Source organism: Thauera sp., assembly GCF_047601425.1.
Lineage (GTDB): Bacteria > Pseudomonadota > Gammaproteobacteria > Burkholderiales > Rhodocyclaceae > Thauera.
Map to the genome: position 1 here is coordinate 3,114,833 of NZ_JASGJL010000001.1, position 26,357 is coordinate 3,141,189.

Annotated in this window: 18 protein-coding genes and 1 pseudogene; 9 read left to right on the plus strand and 10 right to left on the minus strand. The window is 66.0% G+C overall.

From position 1 onward, the window contains the following. Positions 1 to 113: 113 nt before the first annotated feature. From QM748_RS15100 to QM748_RS15110, 3 genes and pseudogenes are all read left to right on the plus strand, one after another. Complete coding sequence (locus QM748_RS15100) at positions 114 to 1,643, plus strand: AmpG family muropeptide MFS transporter (protein ID WP_415247732.1); 1,530 nt, start codon at positions 114 to 116, stop codon at positions 1,641 to 1,643. Between the two features lie 29 nt (positions 1,644 to 1,672). Beyond that, entirely contained in the window at positions 1,673 to 1,795 is a 123-nt protein-coding gene (locus QM748_RS15105; protein ID WP_415247733.1) for a hypothetical protein, read from the plus strand. Then, a pseudogene (locus QM748_RS15110) lies at positions 1,792 to 2,521 on the plus strand (uracil-DNA glycosylase family protein). The gene QM748_RS15105 and the pseudogene QM748_RS15110 overlap by 4 nt, the downstream one beginning before the upstream one ends. A gap of 119 nt (positions 2,522 to 2,640) precedes the next feature. Here QM748_RS15110 and QM748_RS15115 read toward each other — a convergent pair. The 8 genes from QM748_RS15115 to QM748_RS15150 all read right to left on the minus strand — a co-directional run bounded on the left by QM748_RS15115 (position 2,641) and on the right by QM748_RS15150 (position 12,772). Next, complete coding sequence (locus tag QM748_RS15115; protein WP_415247734.1) at positions 2,641 to 4,539, minus strand: DUF3857 domain-containing transglutaminase family protein; 1,899 nt, start codon at positions 4,537 to 4,539, stop codon at positions 2,641 to 2,643. 64 nt (positions 4,540 to 4,603) lie between these two features. Next, complete coding sequence (locus tag QM748_RS15120; RefSeq protein ID WP_415247735.1) at positions 4,604 to 6,694, minus strand: peptidase domain-containing ABC transporter; 2,091 nt, start codon at positions 6,692 to 6,694, stop codon at positions 4,604 to 4,606. A 2-nt stretch (positions 6,695 to 6,696) separates the two neighbouring features. Beyond that, positions 6,697 to 7,788, minus strand: coding sequence for a JmjC domain-containing protein (locus QM748_RS15125; protein ID WP_415247736.1), 1,092 nt, complete (start codon positions 7,786 to 7,788; stop codon positions 6,697 to 6,699). 137 nt (positions 7,789 to 7,925) lie between these two features. After that, on the minus strand, positions 7,926 to 8,267 hold the full coding sequence (locus QM748_RS15130) for a hypothetical protein (protein ID WP_415247737.1): 342 nt from the start codon (positions 8,265 to 8,267) through the stop codon (positions 7,926 to 7,928). Positions 8,268 to 8,701: 434 nt separating this feature from the next. Further along, on the minus strand, positions 8,702 to 8,902 hold the full coding sequence (locus QM748_RS15135) for a response regulator transcription factor (RefSeq protein ID WP_415247738.1): 201 nt from the start codon (positions 8,900 to 8,902) through the stop codon (positions 8,702 to 8,704). 34 nt (positions 8,903 to 8,936) lie between these two features. Further along, positions 8,937 to 10,232: an HlyD family secretion protein gene (locus QM748_RS15140; RefSeq protein ID WP_415247739.1), complete on the minus strand. Its 1,296-nt coding sequence runs from the start codon at positions 10,230 to 10,232 to the stop codon at positions 8,937 to 8,939. 241 nt (positions 10,233 to 10,473) lie between these two features. Further along, positions 10,474 to 12,474 (minus strand): DUF3857 domain-containing protein, encoded by a 2,001-nt coding sequence (locus QM748_RS15145; RefSeq protein WP_415247740.1) that lies wholly within the window; start codon positions 12,472 to 12,474, stop codon positions 10,474 to 10,476. A 166-nt stretch (positions 12,475 to 12,640) separates the two neighbouring features. Beyond that, positions 12,641 to 12,772, minus strand: coding sequence for a hypothetical protein (locus tag QM748_RS15150; protein ID WP_415247741.1), 132 nt, complete (start codon positions 12,770 to 12,772; stop codon positions 12,641 to 12,643). Between QM748_RS15150 and can the strand changes: the two genes are divergently transcribed. The 6 genes from can (at position 12,771) to QM748_RS15180 (ending at position 23,676) form a co-directional block, all read left to right on the plus strand. After that, positions 12,771 to 13,418, plus strand: a complete 648-nt coding sequence (gene can, locus QM748_RS15155; RefSeq protein WP_415247742.1) for a carbonate dehydratase — start codon at positions 12,771 to 12,773, stop codon at positions 13,416 to 13,418. The two genes, QM748_RS15150 and can, sit on opposite strands and share 2 nt — an antisense overlap. A gap of 12 nt (positions 13,419 to 13,430) precedes the next feature. Continuing rightward, on the plus strand, positions 13,431 to 14,324 hold the full coding sequence (locus QM748_RS15160) for an ROK family protein (RefSeq protein WP_415247743.1): 894 nt from the start codon (positions 13,431 to 13,433) through the stop codon (positions 14,322 to 14,324). A 227-nt stretch (positions 14,325 to 14,551) separates the two neighbouring features. Further along, positions 14,552 to 15,907 carry an MdtA/MuxA family multidrug efflux RND transporter periplasmic adaptor subunit gene (locus QM748_RS15165; RefSeq protein WP_415247744.1) on the plus strand — a complete coding sequence of 452 codons (1,356 nt, stop codon included), beginning with the start codon at positions 14,552 to 14,554 and terminating at the stop codon, positions 15,905 to 15,907. A gap of 14 nt (positions 15,908 to 15,921) precedes the next feature. After that, complete coding sequence (locus QM748_RS15170; RefSeq protein ID WP_415247745.1) at positions 15,922 to 19,047, plus strand: efflux RND transporter permease subunit; 3,126 nt, start codon at positions 15,922 to 15,924, stop codon at positions 19,045 to 19,047. Further along, positions 19,044 to 22,133 (plus strand): efflux RND transporter permease subunit, encoded by a 3,090-nt coding sequence (locus QM748_RS15175; RefSeq protein WP_415247746.1) that lies wholly within the window; start codon positions 19,044 to 19,046, stop codon positions 22,131 to 22,133. Before QM748_RS15170 ends, QM748_RS15175 begins: the two co-directional genes overlap by 4 nt. 136 nt (positions 22,134 to 22,269) lie before the next feature. After that, positions 22,270 to 23,676: an efflux transporter outer membrane subunit gene (locus QM748_RS15180; protein ID WP_415247747.1), complete on the plus strand. Its 1,407-nt coding sequence runs from the start codon at positions 22,270 to 22,272 to the stop codon at positions 23,674 to 23,676. 6 nt (positions 23,677 to 23,682) lie between these two features. On the opposite strand, the gene QM748_RS15185 is transcribed toward QM748_RS15180, so the two are convergent. Further along, positions 23,683 to 23,964 carry a hypothetical protein gene (locus QM748_RS15185; protein ID WP_415247748.1) on the minus strand — a complete coding sequence of 94 codons (282 nt, stop codon included), beginning with the start codon at positions 23,962 to 23,964 and terminating at the stop codon, positions 23,683 to 23,685. A gap of 127 nt (positions 23,965 to 24,091) precedes the next feature. Next, on the minus strand, positions 24,092 to 26,269 hold the full coding sequence (locus tag QM748_RS15190) for a primosomal protein N' (protein ID WP_415247749.1): 2,178 nt from the start codon (positions 26,267 to 26,269) through the stop codon (positions 24,092 to 24,094). Positions 26,270 to 26,357: the final 88 nt, after the last annotated feature.

Genomic DNA, 26,357 nt, shown 5'->3' on the forward strand with positions numbered 1-26,357 from the left:
ACGCAAGCAACGTATCGAATTGTGAAGACCTCCCATACCGCAGCGTATCCACCGGCGGGGCCTTGCCGATCTGCGATAATGCGCCGCTCCGCCACGCCGCCCGCCCTCGTCTCTTGCCCGCCTCCGCTCCTCCCGCTCTCGCCCGCGCCTGGCGCCTGTCCGCCATCCTGGTGCTCGGTTTCGCCTCCGGCCTGCCGCTGGCGCTGACCGGCCAGGCGATGCAGGCCTGGCTGACGGTCGACGGCGCCGATCTCGCCACCATCGGCTTCTTCGGCCTGGTCGGCGTGCCCTACACCTTCAAGTTCCTGTGGGCGCCGCTGATGGACCGCTTCGAGCCGCCCTGGCTCGGCCGCCGCCGCGGCTGGCTGGCGCTGACCCAGCTCGCGCTCGCCGCGCTGCTGTGGTGGATGGCGAGCCTGTCGCCGACCGCCACGCCCGGCCTGTTCGCCGCCGCCGCGGTGCTGGCCGCCTTCCTGTCGGCCTCGCAGGACGTGGTCGTCGACGCCTACCGCACCGACCTGCTGCCCGAGGACGAACGCGGCCTGGGCGCCTCGGTGCACGTCTTCGCCTACCGCCTGGCGATGATCCTGTCCGGCGGCATCGCGCTGATCTGGGCCGGCCAGTGGGCCTCGTGGCCGCGGGTGTACCAGACCATGTCGCTGCTGATGCTGGGCTGCGGCATCGTCTCGCTGCTGGCGCTGCCGCGGGTGTCGGCAGCGCTGAAGCCGCTCGATTCCGACCCCAGGCGCGAACTGATCGGCTTCGCCGCGATGCTGTGCGGCGTTGCCGCCGGCTACTGGATCGCCCGCCAGGCGCTGATCCTGCTCGGGCTCGACCCCAATGACGCCAACCGCTGGATCCAGTTGCTGTTCGTCCTCGCCGAGATCGCGCTGGCGCTGCCGCTGGCCTGGTGGGCCGCGCGCCGCGCCGGCTTCGAAACCCTGAACCGCTCGCTGTCGAGCTATTTCGCCCAGCAGGGCGCGGCCGCCTTCCTGGCGCTGATCATCCTGTACAAGCTCGGCGACGCCTTCGCCGGCAGCCTGACCACGCCCTTCCTGATCAAGGGCATGGGCTTCTCGCAGGAAGAGGTCGGCATCGCCAACAAGATCATCGGCATCTGGCTGACCATCCTCGGCGCCTTCATCGGCGGCCTGATCATGACCCGGCTGGCGCTGTACCGCTCGCTGCTGCTGTTCGGCGTGCTGCAGCTGGTGTCGAACTTCGGCTTCTACCTGCTGGCGCAGCTCGGCAAGGGCGCCTGGGGCGCGGTGATGGTGCCGGCCTTCGACTGGGGCATCGTCTCGCTCGACGCCCCCGCCGCGCTCGACCTGCTGCTGCTGGCGGTGATCGCCGGCGAGAACATCAGCGGCGGCATGGGCACGGTGGCCTTCGTCGCGCTGCTGATGGGCCTGTGCAACCAGCATTTCAGCGCCACCCACTACGCCATGCTGTCGGCCTTCGCCGCGGTCGGCCGCATCTACGTCAGCCCGCTGTCGGGCGTGCTGTCGCAAAGCATCGGCTGGCCGGCCTTCTTCATCTTCTCCATCGTCGTCGCCGTGCCCGGCGTGGTCATGGTGTGGTGGCTGCGCGACGCGCTCCAGCGCCTGGGGCGGCCGAAGGTCGATCCGGCCATGGACGACTGACGGCGGGCAAGGCAAGCATCGCCGCCGGCATGGCGACGCCGTATCTGCCGGAATTCCTGTTCTTCCAAATCGCCCGCCGCCCATGTCACGCCGGCACGGGCGATCCGGCTAAACTCGACCTCTCCACCGCATTCCTGCTCCAGCCGCCATGACTTCCACCGCCCCCATCCTCATCGACGCCGCTCGCAAGCTGTCGGCCGAAGTTGAACGCGATGCGCTTCTCCGCGCCCGTCACCCACGTCTACAACCCGCTCGACTACGCCTGGGAAGTGCATCGCCGCTACCTGGAACGCTACGGCGAAGGAAGAAAGCGCGTGGTCTTCGTCGGCATGAACCCCGGCCCCTTCGGCATGGCCCAGATCGGCGTGCCCTTCGGCGAAATCGCCAGCGCCCGCGACTGGCTGAAGCTGGAAGGCCCTGTCGGCCAGCCGCGCGAAACCAATCCCAAGCGCCCGGTCGAAGGTTTCGCCTGCACCCGCTCCGAAGTCAGCGGCCAACGCCTGTGGGGCCTGTTCCGCGAACGCTTCGGCACACCCGAAGCCTTCTTCGCCGAACACTTCGTCGCCAACTACTGCCCGCTGATGTTCTTCGAAGGCGGCCGCAACCTCACGCCGGACAAGATTCTCGCCGCCGAGCAGCGGCCGCTGCTGGCCGTCTGCGACGTCCATCTGCGCACGCTGGTCGAAGCCTTGCAGCCGGAATGGGTGATCGGGATTGGCAACTGGGCGGAGAAGCGCGCCATGGAAGCGCTGGGCGGCACGACGAATGTCAAGTTCGGGCGTGTGCTGCACCCGAGTCCGGCTAGTCCGGCAGCGAATCGGGGTTGGGCCGAGGCGGCGACGAAGCAGTTGGTGGAACTTGGGGTTTGGACGGGTTAAGAAGCTCAAAACTCGATTTGCGTTGTCGGCTCAGGGACGTCTGAACACACAGGTACGCCACTTGGCCAGCAACCACTCCATCAGCACCACCGACCGCTTGTTCTACGATGGACACCGCCTCAGCGCGGCGCGTAGCTCAGCGCCGCGTCATACTCGAACGCGATCTCGCGCGCCAGCGCCTGCAAGGCCGCATTGCTGGCCGGTGGGCAGACCGGGCTGGCCGTCTCCACCACCAGCTTGCGGCGGATGACGACTTCGCCCTTGCCTTCCAACGCATAGTTGGAGGTGAAGATGTAGGGCAACGCAGCATCTTCCGACACCAGGCGGCGGTTCGGCGGCAAGGCGCCAAGCTTGATGCTGTCCGGCCAGGTTATGCGCTGTTCCTCGATCATCGTTGTTGCCGGGCACATGAAGGGCGCACGCCGGGTTGAATCCATGATGGCCCTGCCGTACGCGTGAATGCCGCCGAAACCCACGCCCCGGGTGACCGAAAAATGGCCCGGCACTCTCAGGTCGAGCCCACGCGTCAGGTCGTAGCTAAGGCCGCTCTCCGCCACCTCGCCCAGTGCCAGGTTGGTAGGCCGGCGGAATTGCGCCTGCCCGTGTTCACCTGCATTGGTAAGGACTGCTGCGGCGATCTGGGCATCGGGCACGGCGGCGGCCTGGGCCATCATCGCGCGATCGATCTGTGCGGCAAAGCCGGACGAACGGATCGTGGTGTCGCCCTGCAGATGTCCATCGGCATCGACCGTCATCCGCTGCACGATGCTCGCCCCCGTATCCTGCGCCCGCACGGCCGGCGTCTGCACCACGCGGCCATCGACAACGATCAGCGCTGGCTTGGCCGCCGACTCGAAGGGCAGGAGGCCGAAATCGACGTAGCGCGCAGTCGAATCGACATAGAGATCGAGCGTCGGCAGATAAAGCAGCGCATGGTTGAACGAAGCCAGCGTGGGGTATTGCGGCAGCCAATAGCTATTGCCGGCGTTGAGCAGCACCGGCGAACTGTCGATGCCCCTGGCCCGCAGCAGCGCGGCCAACAAGGTGACGTGGTCCTTGCAGTCGCCGTAACGGCGCGACAGCACTTCGCTGGCCGCGTGCGGCACCCAGCCGCCACGGCCCATGTGGATGGCCACGTAACGGATGTTGCCCGCCACCCATTCGTACAGCGCACGCGCCTGCTCGCGTGGCGTTTCCTTGCCGGCAGTCAGCTCGTCGGCCAGCGCCTGGATTTCCGGCGTCACCGCATCACGGCCGGCGATCATGTCGCGGTAGGCGGCAGCGAAAGTGCCATAGTCGGCAACGGTGCTCACCGCCACGCGCGGGCCGTAGTCGACGGCCGCAACGCTGCCCGGCTCCGAGGGCCATGGCTGCTCGACCGACTTCAGCTTCACCGTCCACGTCACCTTGTCGCCATTGGCCTCGCGGCTGACTTCGGCATCGTGCGCATCGACGTGCAGCGGCATGTCGGCCGGCACCGTGAAGCGGATACGCGTGTCCAGCGAGCCGAAATGAGGCGAACGCCATTCCAGTGTCGAGAACTGGCCCGGAATCACCGCCTCGAGCTGCTGCGAGCGTGTGGTCGCAATTGCCTTGCTGCCAGGCTGCAGGTCGGGAAACACCAGGGTCATGCGCTTGCGATCGGTAAAGACCGCCGCCTCGGGAAAGGAATAAGCCTCCTGCAGGTGAACGTCATCCGGACGCAGCACGATCTCACGGCCATCCGGCTGCACCACCCTGGCATCGATGAACTCCGCCTTCTCGATACCGCTCTGGAATGCCATTTGCGCCTTGCCCTCTTTCTCGATGCCCTGGGCATTTTCCAGGCGCTTGACGATTTCGGCCGTGCGCACATAGGTGCCGTCGCGTGCAACTTCGTAATCGACGTGGACACGCTCGAAGACAACACCCGCGGTGTAGGGCTGGGTCGCCCACGCAGTAGGTGTCAACAGGGTCAACACGAGGGTGGCCGGCACAATGCGCGGTGAGCAGGATTTCAGCAGGAAGGAGAAGGACATGGGTCAATAAGCTCTATTGGAAAAAATACAGGACAAGAAAGTGGTCTGCATCATGCAATTACCCTCATGCAGCAAGCACCGGGCGTTCAATGCGTACATCTTCGACCACCACTCCGCCATCCAGCCGCACGATGCGATCGGCCAGCGTCACTGTTTCGGGGCGGTGCGCAATGGTAATACGCGTTGCCTTCACCTGCTGCAGGGCACGAACCACATGCTGTTCGCTATGCAGGTCGAGATGACTTGTTGCCTCGTCGAGAGCGATGATACTTGGCATCCGGTACAGCAGGCGCGCCAGCAGAAGGCGCTGTTTCTGCCCGCCGGACAATCCGCTGCCAAGCTCCGCCACAAGGGTTTCATAACCCATCGGCATTTTCATGATGGCATGGTGAATATGCGCCTTGCGCGCCGCTTCTTCGATCCGCTCCCGGTTGGCCTCGGGATCGAAACAGGCAATATTCTCCGCCAGCGTACCGGCCAACAGCCTGTCTTCCTGCATGACGACGCCCACAAGATTCCTCACCGCCGCTGGGCCGAGCTGCCGTACCGACACACCACCAATCAACACTTCACCTTCGGCCGGCCGCAACAGCCCCAGCAGCAACTTGAATACCGTCGACTTCCCGCACCCGGACTGGCCGACCATGGCAACGGATTCCCCTGCCTCGATCGTCAGCGAGAAGTTGCGCAATATCCACGGCTCGCCGTCCCCATAACGAAAGGAGACATTCCGAAACTCCACACGCACATCCGTCACGGCCGGAACGGCGACACTTGTCGTTTCGTCGGGTTCCGGCATCTCCAACGCAATATCGGCGATGCGCTCGGCGTGCAGCGACAGCATTCGCACCTCGATCGCCAAATCGATCAATCTGCTGGCCCGGCTGGTGAACTGGCTCTTGTAGGCAATGAACGCCAACAGCATGCCCAGCGACAAACCTCGGTCGAGAACGGCCAGGCCGCCGATGTAAAGCAGCAGCATGCCCTCCATGCCGAAGATCAAGGTATTAGCGCTTGAAAACGCCAATAACATGCGCTGCGTCTTTACGTCACGATTCTGGACATCGGCCACCATGTTCTGCCAGGTCGCAACCCGCAGCGGCGCAGCACCGAACAGCTTGAGCGGCAGTGCAGCCCGGATCGATTCGAGGAAGTAAGCATTTTCCTTCGCGGCAAGCACAATCCGTTCTTCCGACGCATTGCGCAGCGGTTGATAGAAAGCCCAGCGGAGCAAGCCGTAAAACAGCAAGGCCGCCAGCACCACGGCACTGAGCGTGGTGCTGTACAGAAACATCATGCCCAACGTAACGAGGGTAACGAGGCCATCGAGCACGGCCGTGATCGCGCCATTGGCCAATACGTTGCGGATCGCCCCCAAGGACTGAAAGCGTGCGGCGATGTCGCCAAGCGAGCGCTTTTCGAAGAAGCCCCAGGGCAGGCGCATCAAATGGCTGAAGAGATTGGCGGACCATTGGATGGAGAGCTGCTGGTTCAAGCGTAACCCGATCCAGCCCCGGGCCATGCGCAGAACGAAATCGAACACCATCAGCAGCCCGCCGCCAAGCACCGCGATGAGCAACAGATCGCGATCGGCGGATACCAGCGCGCCATCAACCACCCATTGCGTCACCTGTGGTATGAGCAGGCCCACGATCTCGATCGCCAGCGCCAAAACCAGGATATTGGCCAAGGCGCGCTTGAGCCCGAATATCTGCCCGGTGAGCTCTCGCAGCCGTATACGGGGCGCTTGCGCAACCGGCTTGAACGTGGTGCCGGGCGTCAGTTCCAATCCGACGCCAGTGAAGTGTGGCGACGCCGCATCCGCATCGATCACGCGCCGCCCATGGGCCGGGTCCAGAATCGTCAGACGCCGCCCTGCAACCTTGGTCAACACCACGAAATGATTCATGTCCCAATGGAGTATGCAAGGCAGGCGCAGCTTGCCGAACTCCTCGGGCTCAAGGCGCAAGGGACGACAGGAGAAACCCAGTTGCTGCGCCAAGCGCATCAACTGGGCCAATGTCGTACCCCGCATCGACACAGGGAAGCGCCGTCGCAGATCAGCCAGACGGAGATCCATCCCATGTGCTGACGCGATCATCGCCAGACATGCCAGGCCACATTCCTGGTTTTCGGCCTGTAATACGGGCTGCAAGTTCAGGCTGCCTCCGTACAGACCTGCAGCACGTCGTTGCGGCAGAGTTCAGTCACCAGCCGCCGCAGCTTGTCTCCGTCCACAGCGGGCGACTGGCCGAGAAGGTCTTTCAACCGGATGCCGGGTTTGTCCACGATATGGCGAATCAAACTGACGCCTTGCAGGTCGAGATTCAGCTTCGTACCGTTGGCGATGATGTAGCCATCCCGCAGGCCGTGCGGCGCATTGGCGCTCACCCGAAGGCCAGCATCATCACCAAGGGCCTGACATGCCGGATTGCCGAACAGGTCGATCGCCAATGGAGATTCAACACGTGTCGCACCAATGAACTCATCCATGAAACGCGCGTAATTGGCCGGGTCGTTGATGAAAGCGTCCAGATGACGCCCCACCTCGGCAAGTCGGCCCTTATCGTCTTTCCATTGGCTCATGGACTGGCGGGCAGGGAGAAAATCCTGCATGTGCCGCATTGCCCAATCCAAGTAATCCACTGTATAGGCGGGAAAGGTGCCAAGCGCCAGATGAAAGGTTTCCTCCCCGAGCGGCAAGGGGTTGTGCCACCAGCCACGAGGCAGGTAGAAGACATCGCCCGCTTCGAGAATGAAGTCCATATAAGGCTCTTTCGGACACGGGTAGAGATGCTCATAGTCCTTGCTTTGCTGGGTGTACAACGGCGCCTCGAACGAGGGCTCGTAAACGATCCAGCGTTTGCGGCCAATGAGCTGGATGGCGAATACGTCGCGGGTATCCCAATGGCAGCGGAACGAATCCCGGTCGCCGAACGCCGCATAGGCGCTGCTGACGACCTGCCGGCCGGTAAATTCCGCAACCTGTCGGGCAAACCGGCTCACCAACGGCTCATTGTTGATCTTGTTGGTAATCAGCGTGGCGCCCTTGCGCATGTAATCGTAAACGACGGGCTTGATCAACCGATGGCGGAGGGTGCCGATGTCCAGATAGCTTTCGACGTATTCGTGCTTGGGGCGGATGCCTTCATAGGAGAGTTTGAAATCGTCCGACGCCACGTCGCTCCGTTCGAAAATTTCGTTCGCATCACTCCACGTAAACATGCAACACGAAAGCGCCCCCTTCATGAGAAGGGGGCGCCTTTCCTGAAAATTCTCAATAAAAGCGGAAGCGGAAATCTCAAACTCAATACCCAATTTTCTTCACCCACATAAATTAATAAGACAACACCTCATACATCCTATGAATTACCTCCACCAAGGAATCATTTCTGATAATTAAGGCCCGCCGGATCAGGGTAATTTGTTCCAGCCTCGTTGACCATCCTCGCAGCCGATCCTGTTGAAACTCCAGTGTAGTACCCAACCAGAGTGCCAACGACTCCCTGTGAAATTGAACGTACCGCACCGCCGCCAACACCACCAGTAAATAAACCCACCACTGCTCCACCAGCAGTATACAGAATAAAATCAGAAATACTGCCTTCGCCGCTTGTCGTAGCATGACCAATGTATGAAGCAGCTGAAGTTACAGCCCCAACAACTGCACCTGCAGGCCCGAATCCTCCAGCAACCACTTCAAGGTCACGCAATGAAATCTCACGCATATCAATCCCCTACCTATAAGATCAAGTCTTTTATCAACATACCTGCCGAAAAAGAAAAACTAAGAAGCACAACAAAAACGATGGAATTCATTCTCCAAGGAAAACTAACCCCAAGGGCACGCCTAACAGCCCAGTGCAATATATACACAAAAACCCATACCCCTAACTGAATTAACACCATCATCAAGGCGTCAGACCACGAACCAATAGTCCACTTCACCCCGAGAAAATCCGCACTCCATTCACCTTGAGACGATAAAGAAAATCCATTATCCATTCCAGGGCCTATCCCTTTTTAAACTATCCACAGTATCCAACTATTCTCACACCTCAATTTCTCTCAGAACACTCAACTTGCTGGCATCCTGGATCACTGCGCAGCGCAGCTTACGATTATTGAGAACAGACGCACACCCTATGCATGTAGGATTAAATTACGATGCTTGCATCCCTACTGCGTATTTCGACGCAAGCTCTGTTCTATTCTTGGCACCCAGTTTTCGCAGTAGCGAAGACACGTGATCCCGCACCGTAAAATCGCTGATTCCCAGCCCGACCGCAATCTCCTTGTTCATTTTTCCTTGTGCGATGTGTTCGAGAACTTCCATTTCACGCACAGTAGGCTGCATGTCCATGTTTATCTCCCTGTGATCGGCCTTGTTTGTCCGCTTATTTTTCCGGCTCGGTGTTGCGGGTAATTAATTTCCCCGTGACCGAATAAATCGGCTCCAGCGCCCATTCATACAGCCGCCGGGCGTCCTGCACAATGTCGGCTTCGAGCACCATGCCCGCCCTCAGCGGGTTCTCCCGCCCTTCCGTCGAGATCGCCTGGTTGTCCAGCTCCACCGTGACGCGGTAATACAGCGCCGGGCCGGACGTTTCCGACTGGACGGCCATAGCCACGTGTTGCGGTAGTTCGGCGAGCGCGTAGGGGCTTTGCGCGACGCTGACGACAGTGCCATTAGCCATACCGTATTTCTGGTAGGGAAATGCGGCGTAGCGGATGCGCACTTGCTGCCCGACCTCGAGAAAACCAGACTTCTGCTCCGAGGCGTAAAGATGCGCAACCAGCTTGGCGGTATCGGGAATGATGCTGGCAAGCAATGCACCGGCCGAGACAATGCTGCCTTCGTGCACATGGACACCCGTCACCATTCCGGAGAAAGGCGCGGTACTGATCAGCTCACGGCGCGCATCCAGCTCGGCAAGCTCCTGGCGCAGGATGGCCAGTGTGGTCTCGGCTTCGGTCGATTGAGCCTGATGACGCGCTTTGATTTCTTCCTGTGCGGCAAAAAGTGTGGCGCGATCGCGCTCAAGCGTGGACCGCGTGCGCTGCACCGCGTGCTTCTGCTGCCGAATCGTCAACAAGTCACTTTCGGCCTGTTCAAGCTGGGCCTGGGAGACAAACCCGGACTCCGCCTGGCGGCGAATGCGTTCCCTCTGGATCTGGGCCAATTCTTCGCGCCGCGCGATAAGAACAAGCTCACGCTCGATCTGAGCGAATTCGACATCGAGCGCATCGAGACGCCGCACGGTGAGCTCGAGATCACGTGCTTGACGCTCCCGAGAGTAGGCCGCGCTGCTCCGCGCCAATTCCAGGCGCTGTTGCAGTTGATCCCTGACCAGGAGGTGCGTTGGCCCGGAACTCGTCACTTGGGCGGTGGTAAGGGTGAACAGCGCCTGATCAGCTTCGACCTGCTGACCCTCGCGGGCCTTGACTGCAGCGATCTGCCCGCCACTGGGGGCAACCAGCCTGAACAGGCCTTGCTCTGGCATCAGCAGCCCGCGTACGGTCGCCTTGCGCGTGTAGGTGCCGAAGTAGGCATAAGCCACGGCAATGGCGATCAAGGCGCCAGCCATCAGCGCAGTCAAGGTGTAACCCAGGGGCTGGTGGATCAGCACGCGCCCCATGCGTGCGCTGCCGCGTGCCTCCAGAACCTCGGGCCTGAACAACGGCTCACTCATGGGCAGCCTTCTCCAAGAACGCCCGCACAACCATTACCAGCCGATGCAGGCTCACAGAGTAAGCCCGCCATATGGGTGTCCCGGAAGAAGCAACAGGAAAAGAGGTGAAGGGCTTTCAGTAGCACAAAGCTATAAATGATATTGATTTGTATTTATATAATCGATTATCAGCCAGCACCCCTGCATAGTCAATACGCTTATGCGAATCGAGCAGCTCAATGTGAGCGCAATCCATCCAGCATCAGCGCGGCGTGTATCTCAACAGCGTGTCGTATTCGAGCGCGATTTCACGCAGCAGAGCCTGCAGGGCGGTATTGCTGGATGGCGGGCAGCTCCTGCTGGCGGGGGCCACCACCAGCTTGCGCTGGATGACGACTTCGTTGCCTTCCAGCCTGTAGTCGGACGTGAAGGTGTAAGGCAGCGCCGCATCCTCCGACACCAGGCTGCGCCCGGGCGGCAGTGCGCCAGGCCGCACCGTGTCCGGCCAGGTGATGCGCTGCTCTTCCTCCATCGTCGCTGCCAGGCAATCGAATGGCGCGCGGCGGGGGATGTCCATAACCGACCTACCGAACATCTCGATGCCGTGGAAACGCACCCCACGCTTCACCGGCAACACTCCCGGTGCACTCAGATCGAGCCCGCGTGTCAGCGTGTAGCTCAGCTCAGCCTCCAGCGGCTCGCCCGGCGACGCGCTGTCCGGCCGCCGGAGCCGGGCCTGCCCGTGCTCGCCCGCGCTGACCAGCATCGACCTGGCGATCTGATCGGCGCTCAACTGCTTCGTCCGTGCCAAGGCCCCCCGGAAGGACTGCGCCATGCCCCCTCGGAGCTGCACCGTGGTATCGCCCCGCAGCTGCCCTTGGTGATCGAGCATCATCCGCTGCATGACACGGCTGCTGGAATCCTCTGCGGACGCGACCGGCGTCTGCGCCACGCGGCCGTCGGCAACGATCAGTGCAGATTTGCCGGCCAGACGCTGCTGCAGGCGCCCGAATTCGACCAAGGGCGAGGTCGAGTCGAGGTACAGATCCAGCGCGGGCACATGGAGCATCACATGATTGAACGATTCCAGCGTGGGATATCGCGGTAGCCAGTAATTGCCATCGGCATCGAGCAGCACCAGCGAGCTGTCGATGTTCCTGGCTTTCAGCAGCGCGGCCAGCAATACGGCGTGATCCTTGCTGTCGCCCTGGCGGAGTGACAGCACGATACCCGCCGGATTCGGTACCCAGGCACCGTGGCCGAGAGGAACGGCGACGTAGCGGATGTTGCCCACCACCCAGTCGTACAGTGCCCGCGCCTGCTCACGCGGCGTCTTCAAGTCGGCGCTCAGGGAATCGGCCAGCGCCTGAATGGCGGGCGTCACCGCATCGCGGTCGGCGATCATGACACGGTAGGCGGCGGCAAACGTGGCATGGTCAGGAAAGGTACTGACCGCGATGCGCGGGCTGTAGTCCACTGCGCCGACACTGCCCAGCTCGCGTGGCCAAGGCTCGCGCACATGCATGTGCGCGGTCCACGTCGCCATGCCGCCATCGACTTCGCGTGTCATCTCGACGCCTTGTGCATCGATATACAAGGGCATGTCGGCCGGCAACCGGTAGCGGACACGCAGGTCCTCCACGCCGACATGCGGCGAACGCCACGTCAGTCGAGTGAAGTGACCGGGAACCACCGCTTGCAGCCGCTGCATGCGCACGGTCGCAATTGCACGGCTACCGGGCCGCAAATCGGGAAACACCAGTGTCTTGCGCTGGCGGTTGCTGAACATCTGCGCCGGAAACGAGGAGTAGGCCGGCTTCATCTCCACCACGTCCGGCTGCAGCACGATTTCACTGCCATCGGGCTGCACCACGCGGGCGTCGATGAATTCCGCCTCCTCGATGCCCTTCTGGAACGCCAGGTGGGCCTTGCCTTCGCGCTCGATGCCCTGGGCATTCTCGAGCCGCTTGATGATCTCGGCCGTGCGAGTGAAAGAGCCGTCGCGCGCAATTTCATAGTCAACGTAAATGCGCTCGAAGACGACGCCTTCCGAGTAAGGTTCGCTTGGCGCATCTGTACGTACCGCGGGGTCCTGCCTCATCACCTCCTCGCCGCTGGCTCCCTGCCTGGTCATTGGGGGTGTGCTCGCGCAGCCGGAAAGCGCCAGAACCAACAGCGCTACGGCCCCACCGATGACAAGGCGCTCCGGGCTTGGCGGCCAGAGCGGAGAGCGGCTGCTCGGGGGTTGTGCCTTCTTGGTCATACAATGGTTTCCTGGCGAAGAAGGGGATCGAAAAGCTGCCGGGCATTGGACGAACCAATGACCATGGACAGACTTCGACTGAAGCCGGCATGTCACTTGGCCTCTGCTTATAAAAAATACTAATTCTCATTAGCAAGGGCGATTATCATCAAGCGCTTCCGCCCAGTCAATACAGATATGCCGTTTGCCTTTCACCCTTCGCTGATGCCCCCCGGCTTGCATCCGCCAGTTGTTCCATCCCCGGGCTGTCCTTCACAATCACGCCTGTCGCGCGAACGCGCGTTTCCAGGATTTCCATGCCTCACTCCATCGAACACCTCTTCGCCGACAACAAGGCCTGGTCCGACCGCATGCAGGCGGAGGACCCCGAGTTCTTCTCCCGCCTCGTCGCCCAGCAATCACCCGAATACCTGTGGATCGGCTGTTCCGACAGCCGCGTGCCGGCGAACCAGATCATCGGCCTGGCGCCGGGCGAGGTCTTCGTACATCGCAACGTCGCCAACGTCGTCGTCCATACCGATCTGAACGCGCTGTCGGTGATCCACTATGCAGTCGAGATGCTGCGCGTGAAGCACATCCTGGTGGTCGGCCATTACGGCTGCGGCGGGGTCAAGGCGGCGCTCAACGACAACCGCACCGGCCTCACCGACAACTGGCTGCGCCACGTGCAGGACGTGCGCGACCGCCACACCGAGCGCCTGGCGCAGATCGACGACGCCGACGCCCAACTCGACCGGCTGTGCGAACTCAATGCCATCCACCAGGTGGTCAACGTATGCCAGACCTCGGTGCTGCGCGAAGCCTGGCAGCGCGGCCAGAACGTGACCGTGCATGCGTGGTGCTACAGCCTGGACAACGGCCTGGTGAACAACCTCGGCCTCAGCGCCCATAGCCGCGACGAAGCGCTGGAGTTGTACCGCAGCGCGGTCGAACGGCTGATCTGAACACGGCACGGCATGCGGATCGGCATCGACCTGGGCGGCACCAAGATCGAGCTCGTCGCCCTCGACGAGCGCGGCAGCGAACGTTTTCGCCGCCGCGTGCCGACGCCACAGGGCGACTATCCCGCCACGCTGCAGACCATTGCCAATCTGGTCGGCGAAGCCGAAGCACACACCGGCATGCGCGCGACGGTCGGCATCGGCACGCCGGGCTCGGCATCGCCGCGCAGCGGCCGCATGCGCAACGCCAATTCCACCTGCCTGAACGGCCAGCCGCTGCAGCAGGATCTCGAAGCCCTGCTCGGCCGCCCGGTGCGCATAGCTAACGACGCCAACTGCCTGGCGATGTCCGAGGCCACCGACGGCGCCGCCGCAGGAGCGGAGGTGGTGTTCGCGGTGATCCTGGGCACCGGCGTGGGCGGCGGCATCGTCGTGCACGGCGGGCTGCTGAATGGCGTGAACGGCGTTGCCGGCGAATGGGGGCACAACCCGCTGCCGCTGCCCACGGCTGACGAGCTGCCGCTGCCCGCCTGCTACTGCGGCCGCAATGGCTGCATCGAAACCTGGCTGTCCGGCCCGGGCATGGCTGCCGACCACGGCCGCCGCCATGGTGGCGGCCTCACCGCAGCCGCGATCGTGGCTGCGGCGGAGCGCGACCCCGACTGCGACGCCACGTTGCGGCGCTATGAACAACGTCTGGCACGCGCGCTGGCGAGCGTGATTAACCTGCTCGATCCGGACGTCATCGTGCTCGGCGGCGGGCTGTCGCGCATCGAACGCCTGTATGCGAACGTTCCTGCGCTGTGGACGCCCTTCGTGTTTTCCGACTTCATCTCCACACGGCTGGTACCGGCGAAACATGGCGACGCCTCGGGCGTGCGCGGGGCCGCATGGTTGTGGCCCGCCTGAAATCGGCACAGGGCCGCGGCAACGGCGCTGTGGGGCACCTTCACGCCATGGCAAGGGAATTTCACTGCAGAAATCGCGTCAACGCCGCCGTTCAGCTTGAGAGGACTTACCGCCCCTTTTATACTTGAGAACGAATCTCACTCAATTCTCCTTTTCAATTCCATTTCAGGCAATTCCGGCGTTCCGCTCCGGGAACGCCGCCGCGCAGCACGCGCTTTCCTGAATCCATGCCTTCCACTCCGTCATCCAAAGGGCGATCGCGCCTCCTGCTGCTGGCCGCCGTCGTTGCGGCAGGCGCTGCCACCTGGTACTTCCTGCGCCCCGCGGCGCAAACTGCGGCCCCTTCGGGGCCACCCCGTCCTGGCATGATGGGCTGGGGCGGCCCGGTGGCGGTCAAGACCGCAGCCGCCGAACGCGGTGAACTGGACGTGCGCCTGCGCGCGATCGGCACGGTCACGCCGCTGGCCAGCGTCACGGTGCGCAGCCGTGTAGACGGCGAACTGATCAGGCTGGCCTTCAAGGAAGGCGATCAGGTACGCAAGGGCACATTGCTGGCCGAGGTCGACCCCGCGCCCTACCGCGTCGGCCTCGCCCAGGCCGAAGGCCAGTTGCAGCAGAACCAGGCCCAGTTGAAGAACGCCGAAACCGAGCTCGCCCGCTACCGCCTGCTGTTCAAGCAGGATTCGATCGCCCGCCAGCAGGTCGAGGCCCAGGAGGCGATGGTCAATCAGCTGCGCGGCACGCTGAAATCCAACCAGGCCCAGGTCGACGATGCCCGCCTGAAGCTCGGCTGGACCCGCATCGAGGCGCCGATCGACGGCCGCGTCGGCCTGCGCAGGGTCGATGCCGGCAACCTGATTTCCAGCGGCGACAGCGAGGGCATCGTCAGCATCGTCCAGACCCGCCCGATCGCGGTGATGTTCACCGTGCCCGAGCGCGACCTGGCGACGCTGCGCGAGGAAATGGCGCGCGGCCGCACGCTGGAGGTGGAAGCCTGGGACCGCGACGACCGCAAGCCGATCGCCAGCGGCGTGCTGCGCACTTTCGACAACCAGATCGACACCACCACCGGCACGGTGCGGCTGAAGGCCGAGTTCGCCAATACCGACGACGCCCTGTTCCCGAACCAGTTCGTCAATGTCCGCCTTGCCGTGCGCAGCATCCAGGATGCGGTGACGATCCCTGCCGATGCGGTGCAGTTCGGCTCCAGGGGCAGCTACGTCTACGTCATCAACGAGGGCAAGGCCAGCATCCGTCCGGTGGCGCTGGGCGCCTCGGACGGCATCAAGGTGGTGGTGGAAGACGGCCTCGCAGGCGGCGAACAGGTCGTGCTCGAAGGGCTGGACCGCCTGCGCGAAGGCAGCAGCGTGATCCTGGCCGACAGCGACGGCAGCATGGAAGGTGGGGCACAAGCGCCCGGCGGACCCGGCGCAGGCATGCGACCGGCAGGCGGGCCTGCTGCGGGCGGCAACGCCGCCGGAGGGCCGCCCCCAGGAAGACCGTCCGCAGGTGCGCCTGCCGCAGGAACGCCTGCCGCAGGCACTCCCGGCGCTGGCGCCCCTGCCGGCCGTCCGGGCGGCTGAACGACGCTCCAGCGATGAACATCTCCCGCCCCTTCATCGAGCGGCCGGTGGCGACCACGCTGCTGATGCTCGCGCTCGTCATCTCCGGCCTGCTGTCCTGGCGGCTGCTGCCGGTGGCGGCGCTGCCCCAGGTCGATTACCCGATCATCCAGGTGTTCACCTTCCACCCGGGCGCCAGTCCCGAGGTGACGGCCCGCACCATCACCGCGCCGCTGGAACGCCGCCTGGGGCAGATCCCAGGGCTCAAGCAGATGAGCTCGACCAGTTCCGGCGGCGCCTCGGCGATCACCCTGCAGTTCGGCCTCAAGGTCGATCTGGGCGTGGCCGAGCAGGAAGTGCAGGCGGCGATCAACACCGCCGCCAACCTGCTGCCGAGCGACCTGCCGACGCCGCCGATCTACCGCAAGGTCAATCCCGCCGACGCGCCGATCGTGACGCTGGCGGTGTCCTCGGCGGCGCTGCCGCTGCCCGAGGTGTACGACATGGTCGACACCCGCATGGCGCAGAAGCTGGCGCAATTGCCGGGCGTCGGCATGGTCAGCCTGGCCGGCGGCCAGCGCCCGGCGCTGCGGGTGCAGGTCAATCCGCAGGCGCTCGCCGCCCACGGCCTGAGCATGGAGGACATCCGGACCACGCTGGTGGCGGCCAATTCCACCCAGCCCAAGGGCAGCCTGGACGGCCCGCACCGCTTCGTCATGGTCGAAGCCAACGACCAGATCAAGTCGGTCGAGGAATACCGCAATCTGATCGTCACCTGGTCGAACGGCGCACCGTTGCGCCTGGGCGACATCGCCACCATCGAACAGGGCGCGGAAGACCGCTTCCTCGCCGCCTGGGCCGGATACTGCCAGGCCAGCGATGCAGACGGCGCCTGCGCCGAACCGGTGGACGCGCCGGCCGTGCTGGTCAACATCCAGCGCCAGCCGGGCGCCAACGTCATCGAAGTGGCCGACCGCGTGCGCGAGCTGCTGCCGCAGCTCACCGCGACACTGCCGGCGGCGGTCGATGTGGCGATGCTGACCGACCGCACGCTGTCCATCCGCGCCTCGGTGCGCGACGTGCAGAAGGAGCTGGTGTTCGCCGTCGGCCTGGTGGTGCTGGTGACCTTCATGTTCCTGCGCCGCGCGAGCGCGACGCTGATTCCCAGCGTGGCGGTGCCGCTGTCGCTGGTAGGCACCTTCGGCGTGATGTATCTCGCCGGCTTCTCGGTGAACAACCTCAGCCTGATGGCGCTGACCATCGCCACCGGCTTCGTCGTCGATGACGCCATCGTGATGCTGGAGAACATCGCCCGCCACCGCGAGGCCGGCGCCTCGCCGATGCAGGCTGCGCTGAAGGGCGCCGCCGAGATCGGCTTCACGCTGGTGTCGCTGACGATCTCGCTGATCGCGGTGCTGATCCCGCTGCTGTTCATGGGCGACGTGGTCGGCCGGCTGTTCCACGAGTTCGCCGTGACGCTGGCGGTGGCGATCATGATCTCGCTGGTGGTGTCGCTGACGCTGACGCCGATGATGAGCGCGCGCATGCTCGGCGACACCGCCGGGCATGAGGAAGGCGGCAATGGCTTCCTTGACCGCGTCATCGACCGCTACGCGGTATGGCTCGACTGGGTGCTGCGCCACCAGACCGCCACCTTGCTGGTCACGCTCGGCACGCTGGCGCTGACCGCGCTGCTCTACCTCACCGTGCCCAAGGGCTTCTTCCCGGTGCAGGACAGCGGCGTGATCCAGGTCGTCACCGAGGCGCCGCAGACCGTGTCCTTCAGCGCCATGGCCGAACGCCAGCAGGCGCTGGCGCGGGTGGCGATGACCGATCCGCAGGTGCAGAGCCTGTCGTCCTTCATCGGCGTCGACGGCAGCAACACCACGCTCAACAGCGGCCGCATGCTGATCAACCTGCACCCACACGGCGAACGCGACGGCGTGGCCGAGATCATGCAGCGGCTGACGGAGCGCTTTGCCGCAGTCGAAGGCATCGAAGCCTGGATGCAGCCGGTGCAGGAGCTGTCGATCGAGGACCGCATCAGCCGCACCCAGTACCAGTTCACGCTGTCCACGCCGGACGAGGACGAACTGGCGGCCTGGGTTGACGCCATGGTGACGGCTTTGCGCCAGCGTCCGGAGCTGGCCGACGTCGCTTCCGACCTGCAGCGCGGCGGCGTGCAGGCCCGGGTCGACATCGACCGCGACGCCGCGACCCGGCTGGGCGTCAGCGCCGCGCAGGTGATCGGCGCGCTGCACACCGCCTACGGCCAGCGCCAGATCGCCACGCTGTTCACCCATGCCAACCAGTACCGCATCGTGCTCGAAGTCGATCCGCGCCACGCGGTCGGCCCCGAGGCGCTGGAACGCACCTACATCCCGACCGCCGGCGGGCCGGTGCCGCTGTCGACGGTGGCGCGGATCTCGCTGCGGCCGGCGGTGCTGGCAATCTCGCACCAGGGCCAGTTCCCTGCGGCGACCTTGTCCTTCAACCTGGCGCCGGGCGCCTCGCTCGGCGAAGCAGTGGCGGCAATCGAAGCGGTGCGCGGCGAAATCGACCTGCCGATGGCGGTGGAAATGCGCTTCCAGGGCGCGGCCGAGGCCTTCCGCGCCTCGCTCGGCAATACCTTGTGGCTGATCCTGGCGGCGGTGGTGACGATGTACATCGTGCTCGGCGTGCTGTACGAAAGCACCATCCACCCGATCACGATCCTGTCCACGCTGCCCTCGGCGACCGTCGGCGCGCTGGCCGCGCTGCACCTGTCGGGCCGGCCGCTCGACCTGGTGGCGGTGATCGGCATCGTGCTGCTGATCGGCCTGGTGAAGAAGAACGGCATCATGATGGTGGACTTCGCCCTCGACGCGCAGCGCAAGCTCGGCATGGCGCCGCAGGAGGCGATCCGTCGCGCCGCGCTGCTGCGCTTCCGCCCGATCCTGATGACCACGCTGGCGGCGCTGGTCGGCGCGCTGCCGCTGATGCTGGCCGGCGGCTCGGGTGCCGAGCTGCGCCAGCCGCTGGGCGTCGTCATGGTCGGCGGCCTGCTGGTCAGCCAGGTGCTGACGCTGTTCACCACGCCGGTGGTCTATCTGTTCTTCGACCGCCTGACCGGCGGACGCGCGGCGCAGCCTGACACGCCGGCCGCGGACGCACGCGCATGAACCTGGCGCGCGCCTTCATCCGCAGGCCAGTGGCGAGCTGCCTGCTCGCGCTCGCGCTGGTGCTGTGCGGCCTGCTCGCCTACCGGCTGCTGCCGGTGGCGCCGCTGCCGGAGGTGGAGTTTCCGTCGATCGAGGTCACCGCCAACCTGCCCGGCGCCAGCCCGGAAAGCATGGCCTCGACGGTGGCGACGCCGCTGGAGCGCGCGCTCGGCAGCATCGCCGGTGTGACCGAACTCAGCTCGTCGAGCAGCCAGGGCGCCACCCGGGTGCGGCTGCGCTTCGACCTCGACCGCGACATCAACGCCGCCGCGCGCGACGTGCAGGCGGCGATCAACGCGGTGCGCGGCCAGTTGCCGGCCGGCATGCCCGGCAACCCCAGCTACCGCAAGGTCAACTCGACGCTGTCGCCGGTGATGGTGATCGCGCTGTCCTCGCCCAGCCTGTCACCCGGCCGGCTGTACGACCTGGCGGCGACCATCCTGGCGCAGAAGATCGCCCAGATCGAAGGCGTGGGCCAGGTCAACGTCGGCGGCTCGGCGCTGCCGGCGGTGCGGGTGCAGCTCAACCCCGGCATGCTCGCCCATCACGGCATCGCGCTCGACGACATCCGCACGGCGATCTCCGCCGCCAACGCGCTGGAGCCGCTCGGCGTGCTCGAAGAAGGCGATCTGCGCTGGCGCGTCGGCACCAGCGACAGCCTGCGCACCGCCGACGACTACCGCGAACTGATCGTGCGCTACCGCGACGGCGCGGTGGTGCGGCTGGGCGACGTCGCCGCCGTCAGCGACAGCACCGAGAACCGCTACAGCAGCGGCTTCCACAACCACGACCCGGCGGTGCTGCTGCAAGTCTATCGCCAGCCCGACGCCAACATCGTCGCCACCGTTGACACCATCCGCGCGCAGATGCCGATGCTGCAGGCGCTGCTGCCGGCCGACACGACGATGCGGGTGGTGGTCGACCGCAGCCCCGGCATCCGCGCCACGCTGGCCGAAGCGCAGTTCACGCTGCTGATCGCCGCCGCGCTGGTGATCGCGGTGGTGTGGGCCTTCCTCGGCGACGGCCGCGCCGCGCTGATCCCGAGCCTGGCGGTGCCGGTGTCGCTGATCGGCGCCTTCGTCGTGATGTATTTCTACGGCTTCTCGCTCAACAACCTGTCGCTGATGGCGCTGATCGTCGCCGCCGGCCTGGTGGTGGACGACGCCATCGTCGTGCTGGAGAACATCGAGCGCCACATCGCCGACGGCATGCGCCCCTACCGCGCGGCGCTGAAAGGCGCGGGCGAAGTCGGCTTCACGCTGCTGGCGATGAACGTGTCGCTGGTGGCGGTGTTCCTGTCGGTGCTGTTCATGGGCGGCGTGGTCGAACGCCTGTTCCGCGAGTTCGTCGTCACCCTCGCCGCCGCGATCCTGGTATCGCTGGCGGTGTCGCTGACGCTGACGCCCAGCCTCTGCGCCCATCTGCTGCGGCCGCGCGAGGAACGCGGCGGCGGGCGCCTGGCCGCCTTCGGCAGCCGTGCATCAGCCGCCCTGCAGCGGGGCTACGCGGCCAGCCTGGGCTGGGCGCTGCGCCACGGCGTCATCGTGCTGCTTCTGCTGGCCGCGGTGATCGCCTGCAACGTGTATCTGTACATCGCCATTCCCAAGGGCACGCTGCCGGAACAGGACACCGGCCAGCTGCGCGGCATGGTGCGCGGCGACGACAGCTTCTCCTTCCAGTTGATGCAGCCTAAGATCGACGTTTACCGCAAGCACATCCTGTCCGACCCGGCGGTCGAGGACGTCGTCGGCACCAGCGGCGGCACCGGCGGCATCAGCAACTCCTGGCTGATGGTCAAGCTCAAGCCGCGCGCCGAGCGCGACGCCAGCGCGCGCCAGGTCATCGACCGCCTGCGCGCCAGTGCGCCCAAGGTGCCGGGCGGCATGCTGTTCATGCAGGTTGACCAGGACATCCAACTCAACCCGCCCTTCAACAGCAGCGAATACTCGGTGCTGCTGATGTCGCCCGAGACCACGCTGCTGAAGCACTGGGCGGCACGCCTGACCAAGGCGATGGAAGACCTGCCCGAACTGGTTGACGTCAATGGCTACCGCGACGAAGGCACGCAGCAACTGAGCATCGACATCGACCGCGAAGCCGCCCAGCGCCTGGGCGTGGACATGCGCATGATCGGCTCGGTGCTCAACAACTCCTTCTCGCAACGCCAGGTCGCGACGCTGTACGACAGCCTCAACCAGTACCGCGTGGTGATGGAGCTCGACCCGCGCTACACCGAGCACGCCGGTGTGCTCGACGAGCTGCAGGTCGTCACCCGGGACGGCCAGCGCGTGCCGCTGTCGGCCTTCACCCGCTACCGCCACAGCCTCAGCAACGACCGCGTGTCGCACAAGGAGCAGTACGCCGTCGAAGGCATCGACTACGCGCCGGCGCCCGGCATCGGCCCGGAACAGGCGATGCGGGCGATCGACGCCGCGGTGACGCAGTTGATGATCCCGTCCTCGCTGTTCGTCCGCCACGGCGGCACGGCCCAGACCCTGGGCCAGACCAGCCAGTCGCAGCCGCTGCTGATCCTGGCGGTGCTGGTGGCGGTGTATTTCGTCCTCGGCATCCTGTACGAAAGCACCCTGCATCCACTGACGATCCTGTCCACGCTGCCCTCGGCCGGCATCGGCGCGCTGCTGGCGCTGATGCTGTCGGGCACCGAGTTCAGCCTGATCGCGCTGCTCGGCCTGTTCCTGCTGATCGGCGTGGTAATGAAGAACGCCATCCTGATGATCGACTTCGCCATCGACGGCGAACGCCGGCTCGGCCTGTCGCCGCGCGCCTCGATCGAGCGCGCCGCGCAGTTGCGCCTGCGCCCCATCCTGATGACCAACCTCGCCGCCCTGCTCGGCGCCCTGCCGCTGCTGCTCGGCGTCGGCGAAGGCTCGGAGCTGCGCCAGCCGCTCGGCATCACCATCGTCGGCGGCCTGGCGGTCAGCCAGCTGCTGACGCTGTACACCACCCCGGTGGTCTACCTCGGCCTCGACCGCTTGCGGCTGCGCGTGCTGCGCAAACGCGCTGCGGTCGGGACGGTAACGCCATGAACAACAGCAGCCTTTCCCTCTCCAGCCGCCGCCTCTCCCCTGGCCAGGCGCCCGACAAGGGACGCCCGGCCAAAGGGAGCGGGCGTTTCGCCGTCGCTGCCTCGGACCTCTCATCCCTTCTTCCGCCCTTCCCGCCATGCGCCTGACCACGCTCTGCTCCCTCGCCGCCGCCTTCGTCCTGACCGGCTGCGCGGTCGGGCCCGACTACCGCGCGCCGGAACTGCCCGCGATGCCGCAGACCTTCAAGCACGATGCCGGCTGGCAGACGGTGCGGACTCCGCTGCTCGAAGACGGCGCCTGGTGGAAAGCCTATGGCGACGGCACGCTGGACGCCCTGATCGCCGAGCTGGACGCTTCCAACCCGGGAATGGCGCAGGCCGCCGCCCGCCTGCGCCAGGCCGAGGCCGCCCTGCGCGGCGCGCGCGCCGGCTTTTCGCCGACGGTGGGCGCCGACCTCTCGGGCCGGCGCAGCGGCACGGCCGACGGCGTGGCCACCAGCTACGACGGCGGCCTGTCGGTGAGCTGGGTGCCCGACCTGTGGGGACGGGTGCGGCGCGCGGTCGAGGCTGGTCAGGCCAACCTTGCGGGCTCGGCCGCCGACCTGGCCGCGCTGCGGCTGTCGCTGCAGGCCAGCCTGGCGCAGTCCTACATCCGCCTGCGCGTGCTCGACCTGCAGCGCGAGCTGCTGCTGCAGACCGAGGCCGCCTACACCCGCTCGCTGCAGCTCACGCAGAACCAGTACGAAGCCGGCATGATCGCGCGCGCCGACGTGGTGCAGGCCGAAAACCAGCTCGAGAACGTGCGCGCCCAGTTGCTCGAGCTGGTCGACCAGCGCGCAATGGCCGAGAACGCCATCGCCGTGCTCGCCGGCCAGCCGCCGTCCGGCTTCGGCATCGAAGCCGACGGCAGCCTGCTGACACTGCCCGCCGTGCCTTCGGCGCTGCCGGGCGAACTGCTCGTCCGCCGCCCCGATCTGGTGGTGGCCGAGCGCCGCGTCGCCGCCGCCAACGCCCGCATCGGTATTGCCCAGGCCGCGTGGCTGCCCGACCTGACCCTGGGCCTGTCCGGCGGCTACCGCTCCGGCACCTTCGCCAACCTGTTCGAAGCCCCCAACCGGGTCTGGGCGCTGGGCCCCACGCTGGCCGCGACGCTGTTCGACGGCGGCGCCCGCGCCGCGACGCTGGACGACGCCCGTGCCGCCCACGAGGCCGCCGCCGAAGCCTGGCGCGAAGCGGTGCTGGCCGCGCTGCAGGAAACCGAGGATGCCTTCGCCAGCCTGCGCGCGCTCGAAGCCCGCGCCGCGCAGCAGGCCCGCGTGGTGGAGCTGGCGGAGGAAAACGAGCGCCTGGTGACCAACCGCTATCGCGCCGGCCAGGTCTCCTTCCTCGAAGTCGTGGTGGCGCAGAACGGCACCCTCGCCGCCCGCCGCAACGCCCTCGACATCACCCGCGACAGGCTGCAGGCCAGCGTGCAGCTGGTCGCCGCGCTCGGCGGCGGATGGCAGGCGGGCGAGCCGCAGCAGGCCCCCCGCCCTGCTCCGTGATGGAGCTCAGTCCTGCGGCCCCTGACCGTTGCGCGGACGCATGCCGGCGCGCATCTCGTCCTCGGTCAGCCTGCCGTCCTTATTGACGTCGAGCGTATCGAAACGCTCGAGCAGGCGCGGGTTGTCCTTCAGCTCTTCCTTGACCAGCACGCCGTCGCCGTTGGCGTCGAAACGGGCGATGCCGCGCGGGCCATCGCCTGGCGGACGCTCGCCACGGGGCTCGGACTGGGCAAGGGCGACGGAGCACAGCCCGGCAAACAGCAGAGGAAGCAGGCGGACGGCTTTCATGAGGGGTATCTCCAGAGGCATCCCGGCGGGATGAGGCGCGTATCCTAGCGCCCGCCCTGCCGGCGCATTTGTCCGGCAGGTTTTTTCCTGTATCGCCGTGTAGCAGCCCGGCCAGCCGGGTTGCGGACTACAGTTCGAACGGATCCACGTCCAGGTGCCAGCGCAGTTCGCGCGCCGTGCGCTGGCGGTAGAGCAACGCCATCCAGTCGGCCAGGAAGGCCTGCAGCAGGCCACGCTGGTCGGCCTCGACCAGCAGCTGGACACGTTCACGGCGGGCCAGCCGCGTCATGCGCATCGGCACCGGATCGTAGATGCGCAGCCCGGCCGGGGCGCGCTCGGTGGCGAGGCGGCGGGCGTGGGCCAGGAACTCGACGGCATCATCCAGCACCGGTGCGTCGGCGCGCAGCATGGCCTGGTGGCTGAAGGGCGGGAAACCGGCGCTGCGGCGCGCCTGCAGTTCCATGCGGGCAAAGGCGTCGAAGTCGTGGCGGGCGAGCTGCTGGTAGAGCGGGTGCTCCGGGTATTCGGTCTGGATCAGCACTTCGCCGGGCAGCGCGCCCCGCCCGGCGCGGCCGCCGACCTGCATCAACTGCTGGAACAGGCGCTCGGGGGCGCGGAAATCGGCGGCATGCAGCGAGGCGTCGGCGCCGATGACACCGACCAGGGTCAGGTTCGGAAAATCGTGCCCCTTCGCCATCATCTGGGTGCCGACCAGGATGTCGGCGCCGCCTGCGGCGATGGTGTCGAGCAGCGCTTCCCATTGCTTGCGCGTGCGCGCGGCATCGCGATCGACCCGCAGCACCCGCGCCTGCGGATACAGCTCGGCCAGGCGCGCTTCGATGCGCTGCGTGCCGCGGCCGAAAGGCTTGATGTCCTGGTCGCCGCAGCTCGGACAGGCGTGCGGGATGCCGCCGTCGCAGCCGCAGTGGTGGCAGCGCAGGCGGCGGTCGGCGAGGTGCACGACGAGATTGGCCGAGCAGTGCGGGCAGCGGCTGACCCAGCCGCAGGACGGGCAGGACAGCACCGGCGCGTAGCCGCGGCGGTTGAGGAACACCAGGCTCTGCTCACCGCGTTCCAGCCGCTGCGCGATCGCCGCCTGCAGGCCGGGGCTGAGCCCTTCGTCCAGCTTCAGCCGGCGCACGTCGATGCAGCGCACCTTCGGCATTTCTGCCGCCACCGCGCGCTGCGTCAGCACCTGCAGCGCGTAGCGTTCGCTGCGGGCGTGGTACCAGGTTTCCAGCGACGGCGTGGCCGAGCCCAGCACCACCGGCACGCCGCGCTGGCGCGCGCGCCACACCGCGATGTCGCGCGCCGAATAACGCACGCCTTCCTGCTGCTTGTAGGAGGCGTCGTGTTCCTCGTCGACCAGGATCAGGCCCATCCGCGGCAGCGGCGCGAACACCGCCAGCCGGGTGCCGAGCACGATGTCGGCGTGGCCGCTCAGGGCCTGCACGAAGCCGCGCGAGCGCGCGCCGTCGGCCAGGCCGGAATGCAGGCTGACGATGCGGGCGGCGGCAAAGCGCTGGGCGACGCGCTGTTCGAGCTGCGGCGTCAGCGCGATCTCGGGCACCAGCATCAGCACCTGGCGGCCCTGCGCCAGCATGTGGGCCGCCAGGCGCAGATAGACCTCGGTCTTGCCGCTGCCGGTGACGCCGTGCAGCAGCCAGCTGCGGAAGCCCTCGCCGGCGTCCAGGATGGCCTTCACCGTGCCGTGCTGTTCCGTGGTCAGCTCCGGCAAGGCGCCGGATGCGGCACGGCTCGGGGTATCGAGCGCGGCCTCGGCCAGCCAGCCGCGGCGCAGCAGGTCACCGACCGCTTCGCCGCCCTCCCGCTCGCGCACCACGCTCCGCCGCCACGGCGGCGTATCCTGCGCCAGCGCCTGCAGCAGGGCCAGCGCCTTGCCCGGGCGCCGGCCGGCCTGCAGGGCTTCTCTGCCGGCCGGACCGATCTCGAGCAGGGGATCGTCCTCGTCGCCGCAAACGCCGTCGGCACGGCGCAGGCCGGGCGGCAGCGCGAGGGCGACGATCTCACCGATCGGCGCGTGGTAATAGCGGGCGACGAAAGCCACCAGCTCCAGCCAGTCCGGCGGCAGCGGCGGCACGTCGCGCTGGATGTGATGCACGGCCTTGAGCCGCGTCGGGTCGATGTCGGCCTCGGTCGCCAGGGCGACGATCAGGCCGTTGCGTTCGCCGCGGCCGAACGGCACCTTGACGCAACGGCCGACGTCGGCATCGGAGGCGTCCGGTGCAAGGTAATCAAACACTTGCGGCAGCGGAACCGGCAGGGCGACACGGACGATGGGCATGCGGCAGCGGTGATGATACGAAAAATCGTTGTTCTTCAGTAGCTTGTGCAATGTTCGTGAGAACGAACCGTGGAAATGCCGGGCAAGC